The sequence below is a fragment of the Roseburia zhanii genome (assembly GCF_014287635.1).
Taxonomy (GTDB): domain Bacteria; phylum Bacillota; class Clostridia; order Lachnospirales; family Lachnospiraceae; genus Roseburia_B; species Roseburia_B zhanii.
Genome location: NZ_JACOPH010000017.1, coordinates 36,902 through 47,991, shown reverse-complemented (window position 1 = coordinate 47,991; position 11,090 = coordinate 36,902). Strand labels below are relative to the sequence as shown.

The window sequence follows — 11,090 nt, the reverse complement described above, 5'->3', positions numbered from 1 at the left end:
GGTGGATTGGTATTTAGTTTCTAGTCAACTCTATTTTACCATAAACCTTGAGGAGATATTTTATTTTAACAACAAAAAATACCGTATTTATGCGGTGTTTGGCGTTTCGCAAACGCCTATGAATGGTAACGTGCGAAAGGAGAACGCAAATGGAAATATATGGAACGATCGGACCGGCATGTGAGCAGGTCAGACAATTAGAAGAAATGTTTCGTCTGGGCATGACAGGCATCCGGCTGAATGCATCCCATTCCTCATTGGAAAGTGCAGATGCATGGATAAAAAATATCCGTCAGGCAGCAGAGGCAGCAGGAGTGAATCCACAGTTGTTGATCGACTTGCAGGGACCTGAACTTCGGATCAGGTTAGCAGGAAAAATGCATCTGACGGAAGGAGAAAAAGTATTGCTAAGGAGTGATGCACAGGAAAAGGAAGTATATAGCGATCATACAGACGAAAATGCTGTGTATGAAAAAGAGATCGGGATACCGGACGAACTTGCAGCTGTATTTACAGCGCAGATGGAACTACTGCTAAATGACGGAAAAATTTTATTGCAGACAGATCAGAAAGTTACAGACGGATATCTGTGTAAGGTGTTAAGAGGCGGGATATTATCTTCCGGCAAAAGCATTGCGATAAAAGATCAGAGGATCGCACTTCCAACTTTGACAGCAGCAGACATTCAGAATATCAAAGCAGCCAAAGCCTATGGAGTTACAGGTGTCATGCTTCCGTTTGTGCGTGGAAAGAAGGATTTAGATGCATTGAAACAGGCATTGAAAGAATCAGAAAGTGAATCCTTAAAGATTTATGCCAAGATCGAAAACAGGGAAGGCATACAGGCATTAGATGAGATCATAGAAGGGTGCGATATGATAGTCATTGCCAGAGGGGATTTAGGAAATGCAGTGCCTTTATGGGAACTTCCGGTAGTCCAGCACCAGATCGAAGAACGGTGTAAGAAAAAGAACAGAAAATTCATGGTCGTTACCCAGATGTTAGCCTCGATGGAATATGAGAAAGTGCCGACGCGGGCAGAAGTATCGGATGTTTTCCGTGCTGTTTCTGAAGGAGCTGATGCGATCATGCTGACAGGAGAAACTGCAGCAGGAAACTATCCGGTAGCTGCCATGGAATATTTTGTAAAAACTGCAGACTGTGCGCTCAAATATTTTACTTAATTTAATTCAAAACGTCCCGAAGCACCACATGGAAGGACAAGACCGTTTGAGGAAACCGGCAGACCAATCTCGTCTGCGGTGATCTTTCCATGGAATTTCTTTAATTCGGTTCCTAACATATAAGCCATAACAGCAGGCTGAAGCCCTGTTGTATAGGAGTTGATCAGGAAAAATAACGGTTCATCTGTCAGTAATCTGCTGCAAAGCCTGATAAATGGGTGAATGGATTCTTCGATTTTCCAGATTTCCCCTTTTGGTCCTCTTCCATAAGATGGTGGATCCATAATGATCGCATCATAGTGATTGCCGCGGCGGATCTCACGTTCTGCAAATTTGACGCAGTCATCGACGATCCAGCGGATCGGAGCATCTTTTAAACCAGAAGAAATGGCATTCTCTTTTGCCCATGTGACCATTCCTTTTGATGCGTCTACATGCGTAACGCTAGCTCCGGCTGCGGCAGCCGAAAGTGTAGCACCTCCGGTATAGGCAAAGAGGTTTAATACTTTGATCGGACGGTTGGCTTTTTTTATCTTATCTGCGCACCAGTCCCAGTTGACTGCCTGCTCCGGGAATAGTCCGGTATGTTTAAAACTAAACGGTTTTAACTGGAAGGTCAGATTCCGGTAATGGATACTCCATTGTTCCGGCAGGTCAAAAAATTCCCATTCCCCACCACCTTTTTTACTGCGGTGATAATGACCGTTCTTGTGTTTCCAGCCATAAGCATTGTGCGGTGTGTCCCAGATGACCTGGGGGTCAGGACGTACTAATATATAATCGCCCCAGCGTTCTAGTTTTTCACCGCAGGAGCAGTCGATAACTTCATAATCTTTCCATTGATCTGCTAACCACATAGATAAATCCTTTCCTTATATAATATAGAATTGTGGAAGTTGCTGTGCAACTTTGACCTATGTATCATATCATCTTTTTTAGATAATTTACAAGGGTTTGCGAACTTTTGGTAGTGGCAATCTCAAATAAGTGTGATAAAATAGAACTAACATATTTATTTAGTACTTTCGTAACAGACATGAAATGAAGGAGGGTGCATGATGAAAAAGAAAATTTATGGATTATGCATGGGATTTGTTGCAGTATTTCTGCTGGTGTGCGGACAGACAAAGGCAGTATCAGCAGAACAGCTGACAGAAAAGGTGGAACTGACAGAGGAAGAACGGTATGACCCGAAATACTACCGGCCATTTGGGAAAACAGATGGAACAGAGGGGATAGATGCTACCGGAGCAGCAGAAGTCAATGGGAAAACATTTGAAGAAACCGTTGCAGAACAGTTACGGCTTCATGCAGAACTGATCGATGTGTCTGGTTTTAAAATGAGCAGCGATGCGGTTCATACAGATTATTTCCGGACATTGTTTAGCAATGCAGAACTGTTTTTTGTAGATTCTGCATATTCCGCATATACAAATGGAAGATATGTTACCGGCATTGTGCCACAGTATAATATGAGTGCATCTGTTGCGGAAGAAGCATTACAGGTGGTCGATGCTGCCGCAGAAGAAGCGTTGGATATGGTTTCTGATGATATGGAAGATTATGAAAAAGCACTTGCAATCCATGACTGGCTTGCAGTTTACTGCGAATATGATTATGAACATTATCTGGCAAATAACGTTCCGGCTGTATCACATACCGCATATGGAGCATTGGCACAGAAAGTTGCTGTCTGTGATGGGTATTCAAAAGCATATCAGTATATTATGCAGAACAAACTTGGAATATCCTGTCTGGTAGTCAGCAGTGATTCGATTTCACATGCATGGAATCTGATCGAGATCGGAGGTCAGTATTATCATGTGGATGTGACATGGGATGATCCGACATGGGACGTCATCGGACGTGTTACACATAACAACTTCCTTTTAAGCGATACGGGGATCACGAAGACAGGTCATAGTGGATGGGATGAATATGAAAAAGCATCGGATACCACATTTGATTCCATAACATGGGGAAAGTCAGATGGAAGTATCATCTATGATGAAGGTTACTGGTATTATATCAATCAGTCGACAGGAGAACTGATCAAAACAGATGATATTTTAAATGGAGCGGATACTGTTTTATATACGATCGATCCGAAAAGCTGGAAGGCAGATAATGCTGGCAGTTATTATCTGGGAGCGTTTTCTTATCTGCAAAAATATGAAGATATGCTGATATTTAATGAAGCAAAGAAGATTACAAAGTACGATCTTACTATGCAGACACCTGGTACACTGTACATACCATCGACAGCCGAATTGCCGGAAGATACAGATACCGCAGTGTATAATATTTGCGGATTTAAAGTGGCAGAAGATATGTTATGTTATGCGATCCAGCCGAATCCATATCTTGAGCAGTCGCAGAGCAGTTATATCCATAAAACAGATGTGATAGAAAAAATAACACCGGATCTTCCGGATGAACTGCCGGAACTTTCAGGTATTGCCGGTAAACCACTTTCTTCTATTATACTGCCGGAGTTTTACACATGGGCTGATCCGACAGTGAAAATGACACAGACCGGACAAATGACCTATATGGCATATTACTGCCCGGACAAAAAGGTTTACAAATCAGTCGTTGTGAATCTGACCGTAAAAGTAGATTGTGTGGAACACGAATGGAACGATGGCATGATCACAGTACAGCCGACCTGCAGTAAGGAGGGCGAAAAGACCTGCAGCTGTATTTACTGCGGAGTGACGACTGTTTTACCGGTAGCAGTAACAGATCATCAGAATATTGGAATGAGGAATGTGACAACACCAACCTGTGTAACGGCCGGCTATTCCGGTGATATGTATTGTATAGACTGTCAGGCACTGATCCGTAAGGGAACTGTTGTACCGCCAACAGGGCATGTCTGGGCATATGAGGGAATTTTAACAGAAGCAACAGCAACAGAGGGTGGAACGGCATCTTATATCTGTGTAAACTGTGGAGAGCATAAAATAGTAGCAACAGCGGCTATGGGTGCACCGGAGAAGGGAACACTGTTTTATGATGATGATCTGATCTATGCAGTTACAGTACCCGGAACCAGCGGTGGAATGGTAAGCGTTGTCAAAAGTACAGGCAGCCAGACAAAGACCGTGGTCATTCCTGATGCAATCACCGTTGACGGTATTACGTATAAGGTAAGTGCAATTTCAGCAAAAGCATTTAAGAATCATAAGAAGATCCGGAAAATAGTTATTGGCACAAATGTAACAAGTATTGGCAAAGATGCATTCAATGGCTGCAAAAAACTGAAAAATATTACGATCAGATCTTCTAAAGTAAAATCCGTTGGCAAAAATGCGATCAAAAACATTAAAAAGAACGCACGTATCTACTGCCCGAAGAAGAAACTGAGAGCTTATAAGAAACTCTTTAACAGTAAGAGCGGATTTAAGAAAACAATGAAGATCACGAAGTAAAAAGCCGATAAATGTTATACAAAATTTATTTGAAAAATTTGTAAAAAACATAGAAAAAACACTTGCAATTTCTAAAACTATCCTGTATACTTTTATGTGCTGTGGCATGATAGCGTTGAAACGTGAGGTTGCTACTGGATATCAGTAGGTTTTCCGTGGAGCGAATGTCAAGTTAGGAAACTGGCGACAAGTCACTGTATCACAATAAGGTCTACAGGATAAGTAGAAATTGCGAGTGTATTTTCATGATACACCCGGTAAAGTGTACAGTCACCGCTTGTCGTACTGAAGTAAAGTGCGAAAAGGAGGCGACTTTTTTTATGGCAAGTCAGGTAATGAGAATCACATTAAAAGCGTATGATCATGAACTTGTTGATGCATCTGCAAAGAAAATCATTGAAACTGTAAAGAAGAACGGAGCTCAGGTGAGTGGACCAGTACCACTTCCAACTAAGAAAGAGGTAGTTACAATTCTTAGAGCTGTACACAAGTACAAAGACTCCAGAGAACAGTTCGAGCAGAGAACACACAAGAGACTGATCGATATCACAACACCAACTCAGAAGACAGTTGATGCGTTATCCCGCTTAGAGATGCCGGCTGGTGTTTTCATCGATATCAAAATGAAATAAGTGATGCAAAACTGCTTAGTCTAAAAATGATCAGCAACACAAATTTATGAAATGAAACAATCCTCGAAGGTTTAATATAGAAGTTATGTAGAAGTTATGTCATAACATGCCACTTACATCCACTTATATTGACTGTCTAGGATGAACGGTTCCGCTACCCCATAGTCATGGGCATGAAGCGTTCCGCTGTAGGAAAACAGGAGGTAAAGGTAATGAAGAAAGCTATTTTAGGCACAAAAGTCGGAATGACTCAAATCTTCAACGAAGATGGCGTTTTAGTACCTGTTACAGTATTACAGGCTGGACCATGTGTCGTAACTCAGGTTAAGACCGTAGAGAACGACGGATACAGTGCAGTACAGGTTGGATTTGTTGACAAGAAAGAAAAAGTAGTCAGCAAAGACGCTAATGGCAAAAAAGAAATCAGAAACAGACACGGTGTAAACAAAGCTGAGAAAGGTCACTTTGCAAAAGCCGGAGTTACAAGCAAGAGATATGTAAAAGAGTTCAGATTTGAAAATGCTGAGGAATATAACTTAGCAGATGAGATCAAAGCTGACATCTTTGCTGCAGGCGACAAAGTAGACGCTACTGCAATCACAAAAGGTAAAGGATTCCAGGGTGCTATCAAAAGACATGGCCAGCACAGAGGACCTATGGCTCATGGTTCTAAATTCCATCGCCATCAGGGATCTAACGGTGCTTGTTCTTCACCAAGCCGTGTGTTCAAAGGTAAAGGAATGCCGGGACATATGGGACATGTAAAAGCAACAGTTCAGAATCTTGAAGTTGTTCGCGTTGATGCAGAAAACAATCTGCTGTTAATCAAAGGTGCAGTACCAGGACCTAAGAAATCTTTAGTAACAATCAAGGAATCAGTGAAAGCAGCTAAATAGTGCGCTTACAGGAAAGGAGGAATACACAGATGGCAACAGTATCTGTTTTAAATATGGAAGGCAAAGAAGTTGGAACCATGGAATTAAACGATGCCGTTTTTGGTGTAAATGTGAATGAACATTTAGTACACATGGCAGTGGTTCAGCAGCTTGCAAATAATCGTCAGGGAACACAGAAAGCTAAGACTCGTTCAGAAGTTCGTGGCGGTGGAAGAAAACCATGGAGACAGAAAGGAACCGGTCATGCAAGACAGGGATCAACAAGAGCTCCACAGTGGACAGGCGGCGGTGTTGTATTTGCACCAACTCCAAGAGATTATTCATTCAAGATGAATAAAAAAGAAAAGAGAGCAGCTTTAAAATCCGCTTTAACATCTAAAGTCCAGGAAAACAAATTTATCGTAGTTGATGAATTAAAATTCGATGAGATCAAAACAAAGAAATTTGTTGAGGTTATGAAGAACTTAAATGTTGAGAAAGCATTAGTTGTATTAAACAACAACGATGTGAATGTTGTGAAATCAGCAGCAAACGTACCAACAGTTAAGACAGCTTCTACAGAAACAATCAATGTATTTGATATTTTGAAATACAACACAGTAGTAGTAACAAAAGCTGCTGTAGAAACAATTCAGGAGGTGTATGCATAATGGCAAACATTAAATATTATGACGTAATCCTCAAACCGGTAGTAACCGAAAAAAGTATGAATGCAATGGCTGAGAAGAAATATACATTCTTCGTTCATCCGGAAGCAAACAAATCCATGATCAAAGAAGCAGTTGAGAAAATGTTCGAAGGAGCAAAAGTTGCAAGCGTTAATACCATGAACTTAGATGGTAAGAAGAAAAGACGTGGCATGACTGTTGGAAAGACAGCAGCAGCTAAAAAAGCAATCGTTCAGCTGACAGAAGATAGTGCAGATATCGAAATCTTCAGTGGACTGTAGGCATTGACTGCTTAGTGAAATCAAGCCATCGGCACAGATTGAGCTTGGTGAGAAAGCCGTTCTTCGAGAAAAAACAAGAAGAGCATCATTCAACTATACGCACGCTTGCGTGATAAAAAAGCATTGAAAGGAGAACTACAATGGGAATTAAGACATATAACCCATATACACCTTCCAGAAGAAACATGACTGGTTCTGATTTCTCTGAAATCACAAAGAGCACACCGGAAAAGTCATTATGTGTTTCTCTGAAGAAAAACGCTGGTCGTAACAATCAGGGTAAAATTACTGTAAGACACCATGGCGGTGGAAACAGAAGAAAATATAGAATCATCGATTTCAAGAGAAGAAAAGATGGAGTACCGGCTACAGTGATCGGAATCGAATACGATCCAAACAGAACAGCAAATATCGCATTGATCTGTTATGCAGACGGACAGAAATCTTACATTCTTGCACCGGCAGGATTAACAGACGGAATGACTGTTATGAGCGGTGCAGATGCAGAAGTACGTGTTGGTAACTGCTTACCATTAGAGAATATCCCAGTTGGTACTCAGGTTCATAACATTGAGTTACATCCGGGAAAAGGCGGACAGTTAGTACGTTCTGCCGGTATTGCTGCACAGTTAATGGCAAAAGAAGGTAAATACGCTACATTAAGACTTCCTTCAGGAGAAATGCGTATGGTTCCGATCAACTGCCGTGCAACAATCGGAGTAATCGGAAACGGTGACCATAACCTTATTAACATCGGTAAAGCTGGTCGTAAGAGACATATGGGTATCCGCCCAACAGTTCGCGGTTCCGTTATGAACCCGAATGACCATCCACATGGTGGTGGTGAAGGTAGAGCACCAATCGGACGTCCAGGTCCATGTACACCTTGGGGCAAACCTGCACTCGGCTTAAAGACCAGAAAGAAGAACAAACAATCTAACAAACTTATCGTAAGAAGAAGAGACGGTAAGGCGATCAAATAAGGAGGTTAAGAAGGTATGGCTCGTTCATTAAAGAAAGGACCTTTTGCGGACGAAAGTTTATTAAAGAAAATTGATGCAATGAACGCTTCCGGCGACAAATCTGTTATTAAAACATGGTCCCGCCGTTCTACAATTTTCCCACAGTTCGTTGGACATACAATAGCAGTACATGATGGTAGAAAACATGTGCCTGTATATGTTACAGAAGATATGGTTGGACACAAACTCGGTGAGTTCGTAGCAACCAGAACATACAGAGGACATGGAAAAGACGAAAAGAAATCAGGCGTGAGATAATTGAAAGGAGGTTTTATCCATGGCAAAAGGACATAGATCCCAGATTAAGAGAGAAAGAAACGAAGTAAAAGATACAAGACCTTCCGCAAAATTATCTTATGCTAGAGTATCAGTTCAGAAGGCTTGTTTCGTGTTAGATGCTATCCGTGGAAAAGATGTTACAACAGCACTTGCTATTGTAGCTTATAATCCAAGATATGCTTCAAGTGTAATCGAGAAGTTATTAAAATCTGCCATCGCTAATGCAGAAAACAATAACGGAATGAAAGCAGAGGACCTTTACATTGCAGAGTGTTATGCAAATAAGGGACCGACAATGAAGAGAATCAGACCAAGAGCACAGGGTAGAGCTTACAGAATCGAAAAGAGAATGAGCAACATTACAATCGTGCTGGATGAGAAGAAATAAGGAGGTCAAACATGGGACAGAAAGTAAATCCTCATGGCTTAAGAGTCGGTGTTATTAAAGACTGGGACTCTAAATGGTATGCGGAAGCAGATTTTGCAGACTTTTTAGTAGAAGACTACAATATCAGAACATTTCTTAAGAAAAAATTATACGCAGCAGGCGTTTCAAAGATTGAAATTGAACGTGCTTCTGACCGCGTAAAAGTTATCATTTACACAGCTAAACCAGGTGTTGTAATTGGTAAAGGTGGAGCGGAGATCGAAAAGATCAAAGCAGAAGTTCAGAAATTAACAGATAAAAAGTTAGTTATTGATATCAAAGAAGTAAAAAGACCAGACAAAGATGCTCAGTTAGTAGCTGAGAACATTGCATTACAGTTAGAGAACCGTGTTTCCTTCCGTAGAGCAATGAAGTCATGCATGGGTCGTTGTATGAAAGCAGGAGCAAAAGGAATCAAAACTTCTTGTTCCGGACGTCTTGGTGGAGCTGATATGGCTCGTACAGAGTTCTACAGCGATGGAACTATTCCACTTCAGACATTAAGAGCAGACATTGATTATGGTTTTGCTGAAGCAGACACAACTTACGGAAAAGTTGGTGTTAAAGTTTGGGTATACAAAGGAGAAGTACTTCCTACAAAAGGAAATAAGGAAGGAGGAGCTCAGTAATTATGTTAATGCCAAAAAGAGTAAAACGTCGTAAACAGTTCCGTGGAAGTATGCGCGGAAAAGCGTTAAGAGGAAATAAAATTACAAATGGTGATTATGGTATTGTTGCCATGGAGCCATGCTGGATCAAATCTAACCAGATCGAGGCAGCCCGTATCGCTATGACACGTTATATCAAGCGTGGTGGTAAAGTTTGGATCAAGATTTTCCCAGATAAACCAGTAACTGCAAAACCAGCTGAAACTCGTATGGGTTCCGGAAAAGGAACATTAGAGTACTGGGTAGCTGTAGTAAAGCCAGGACGTGTATTATTTGAAATCTCCGGAGTACCGGAAGAAATCGCAAAAGAAGCATTACGTCTTGCTACACATAAATTACCTTGTAAATGTAAAGTAGTTTCTCGTGCAGACTTAGAAGGCGGTGAATCAAATGAAAACTAGTAAATATTTAGAAGAATTAAAATCCCAGTCTGTTGCAGATTTAAATGCACAGTTAGTGGAAGCAAAGAAAGAGCTTTTCAATTTGAGATTCCAGAATGCGACCAATCAGTTAGATAACACAAGCAGAATCAAAGAGGTTAGAAAGAATATTGCCCGGATTCAGACAATTATCACTGAGAAGGCAAGCGTAGCAGAATAAGACGGGAAGGAGAACGAAGACCGTGGAAGAAAGAAATCTTAGAAAAACACGTACAGGTGTGGTTGTAAGTGACAAGATGGATAAGACTATCGTTGTTGCAGTTAGAGATAACGTAAGACATCCGCTTTACAATAAAATCGTGAAGAAAACTTATAAATTAAAAGCTCATGATGAAAATAACGATTGCAAGATCGGTGATACAGTCAGAGTAATGGAAACAAGACCTTTATCTAAAGACAAGAGATGGAGACTTGTAGAGATCATAGAGAGAGCTAAATAATAGAAGGAGGCTACAAGCATGGTACAACAGGAAAGTAGACTGAAAGTAGCCGATAACACAGGAGCAAAAGAAATCCTTTGCATTCGTGTTATGGGTGGATCTACCAGAAGATATGCGAATATCGGTGATGTGATCACTGCTACAGTTAAAGATGCAACACCAGGCGGCGTTGTTAAAAAAGGTGATGTAGTAAAAGCTGTAGTTGTTCGTACAAAAAAAGGTGCCCGTCGTAAAGATGGTTCTTATATTAAATTTGATGAGAACGCTGCTGTAATTATCAAAGATGACAAAACTCCTAGAGGAACACGTATCTTTGGACCAGTAGCTAGAGAGCTTCGTGAGAAACAGTTCATGAAAATTGTTTCTTTAGCTCCGGAAGTATTGTAGGAGGTGCTTTAGATGGCTACAATGAAAATTAAAAAAGGCGACATGGTCAAAGTGATCGCCGGTAAAGACAAAGATAAAGAAGGAAAAGTTATTTCCGTAAATAAAAAAGACAACACACTTCTTGTAGAAGGTATCAACATGATCACAAAACATGCAAAACCAAGTATGGCAAATCAGCAGGGTGGTATCGTTCATCAGGAAGGACCAATTGATGCGTCAAACGTAATGTATCTTCACAAAGGAAAAGCTACTCGTGTAGGTTTCAAATTAGATGGAGATAAAAAAGTTCGTTTTGCCAAATCAACTGGTGATGTAATCGATTAATCGCAGAG

General features: G+C 40.9%; 17 protein-coding genes. 16 read left to right on the top strand and 1 reads right to left on the bottom strand.

All coding sequences use genetic code 11. From position 1 onward, the window contains the following. Positions 1–184 (top strand): hypothetical protein (locus H8S17_RS16420; RefSeq protein WP_207723423.1); only part of this gene is annotated, 184 nt, incomplete at its 5' end. Beyond that, the gene (gene pyk, locus H8S17_RS14215; protein ID WP_186867718.1) at positions 150–1,184 is read left to right on the top strand and encodes a pyruvate kinase; all 1,035 of its coding nucleotides are present in this window, start codon (positions 150–152) and stop codon (positions 1,182–1,184) included. The genes H8S17_RS16420 and pyk, both read left to right, overlap by 35 nt. On the opposite strand, the gene H8S17_RS14210 is transcribed toward pyk, so the two are convergent. After that, positions 1,181–2,041, bottom strand: a complete 861-nt coding sequence (locus tag H8S17_RS14210; protein WP_186867717.1) for a class I SAM-dependent methyltransferase — start codon at positions 2,039–2,041, stop codon at positions 1,181–1,183. The genes pyk and H8S17_RS14210 overlap by 4 nt on opposite strands. 201 nt (positions 2,042–2,242) lie before the next feature. Between H8S17_RS14210 and H8S17_RS14205 the strand changes: the two genes are divergently transcribed. The 14 genes from H8S17_RS14205 to rplX all read left to right on the top strand — a co-directional run bounded on the left by H8S17_RS14205 (position 2,243) and on the right by rplX (position 11,082). Next, a complete protein-coding gene (locus H8S17_RS14205) occupies positions 2,243–4,618 on the top strand; it encodes a leucine-rich repeat domain-containing protein (RefSeq protein WP_186867716.1) in 2,376 nt (791 codons plus the stop codon). 320 nt (positions 4,619–4,938) lie between these two features. Beyond that, positions 4,939–5,250 (top strand): 30S ribosomal protein S10, encoded by a 312-nt coding sequence (gene rpsJ / locus H8S17_RS14200; protein WP_178052501.1) that lies wholly within the window; start codon positions 4,939–4,941, stop codon positions 5,248–5,250. A 212-nt stretch (positions 5,251–5,462) separates the two neighbouring features. Then, entirely contained in the window at positions 5,463–6,146 is a 684-nt protein-coding gene (gene rplC / locus H8S17_RS14195) for a 50S ribosomal protein L3 (RefSeq protein ID WP_178052500.1), read from the top strand. Positions 6,147–6,175: 29 nt separating this feature from the next. Then, a complete protein-coding gene (gene rplD / locus H8S17_RS14190) occupies positions 6,176–6,796 on the top strand; it encodes a 50S ribosomal protein L4 (RefSeq protein WP_178052499.1) in 621 nt (206 codons plus the stop codon). Beyond that, positions 6,796–7,095, top strand: coding sequence for a 50S ribosomal protein L23 (gene rplW / locus H8S17_RS14185; RefSeq protein WP_178052498.1), 300 nt, complete (start codon positions 6,796–6,798; stop codon positions 7,093–7,095). Before rplD ends, rplW begins: the two co-directional genes overlap by 1 nt. Positions 7,096–7,235: 140 nt before the next feature. After that, positions 7,236–8,078: a 50S ribosomal protein L2 gene (gene rplB / locus H8S17_RS14180; RefSeq protein WP_178052497.1), complete on the top strand. Its 843-nt coding sequence runs from the start codon at positions 7,236–7,238 to the stop codon at positions 8,076–8,078. Positions 8,079–8,093: 15 nt separating this feature from the next. Next, complete coding sequence (rpsS, locus tag H8S17_RS14175) at positions 8,094–8,375, top strand: 30S ribosomal protein S19 (protein WP_178052496.1); 282 nt, start codon at positions 8,094–8,096, stop codon at positions 8,373–8,375. 19 nt (positions 8,376–8,394) lie between these two features. Beyond that, entirely contained in the window at positions 8,395–8,784 is a 390-nt protein-coding gene (gene rplV, locus H8S17_RS14170; RefSeq protein WP_178052495.1) for a 50S ribosomal protein L22, read from the top strand. A gap of 11 nt (positions 8,785–8,795) precedes the next feature. Next, positions 8,796–9,452: a 30S ribosomal protein S3 gene (gene rpsC / locus H8S17_RS14165; protein WP_186867715.1), complete on the top strand. Its 657-nt coding sequence runs from the start codon at positions 8,796–8,798 to the stop codon at positions 9,450–9,452. 2 nt (positions 9,453–9,454) lie between these two features. Next, positions 9,455–9,892 (top strand): 50S ribosomal protein L16, encoded by a 438-nt coding sequence (gene rplP / locus H8S17_RS14160; RefSeq protein WP_186867714.1) that lies wholly within the window; start codon positions 9,455–9,457, stop codon positions 9,890–9,892. Continuing rightward, the gene (gene rpmC, locus H8S17_RS14155) at positions 9,882–10,091 is read left to right on the top strand and encodes a 50S ribosomal protein L29 (protein WP_178051122.1); all 210 of its coding nucleotides are present in this window, start codon (positions 9,882–9,884) and stop codon (positions 10,089–10,091) included. Before rplP ends, rpmC begins: the two co-directional genes overlap by 11 nt. A 22-nt stretch (positions 10,092–10,113) precedes the next feature. Beyond that, positions 10,114–10,371 carry a 30S ribosomal protein S17 gene (gene rpsQ / locus H8S17_RS14150; RefSeq protein WP_178051121.1) on the top strand — a complete coding sequence of 86 codons (258 nt, stop codon included), beginning with the start codon at positions 10,114–10,116 and terminating at the stop codon, positions 10,369–10,371. Between the two features lie 18 nt (positions 10,372–10,389). Beyond that, positions 10,390–10,758: a 50S ribosomal protein L14 gene (gene rplN / locus H8S17_RS14145; RefSeq protein ID WP_178051120.1), complete on the top strand. Its 369-nt coding sequence runs from the start codon at positions 10,390–10,392 to the stop codon at positions 10,756–10,758. Between the two features lie 12 nt (positions 10,759–10,770). Then, positions 10,771–11,082 (top strand): 50S ribosomal protein L24, encoded by a 312-nt coding sequence (gene rplX / locus H8S17_RS14140; protein ID WP_178051119.1) that lies wholly within the window; start codon positions 10,771–10,773, stop codon positions 11,080–11,082. The last annotated feature ends 8 nt before the right edge of the window (positions 11,083–11,090 follow it).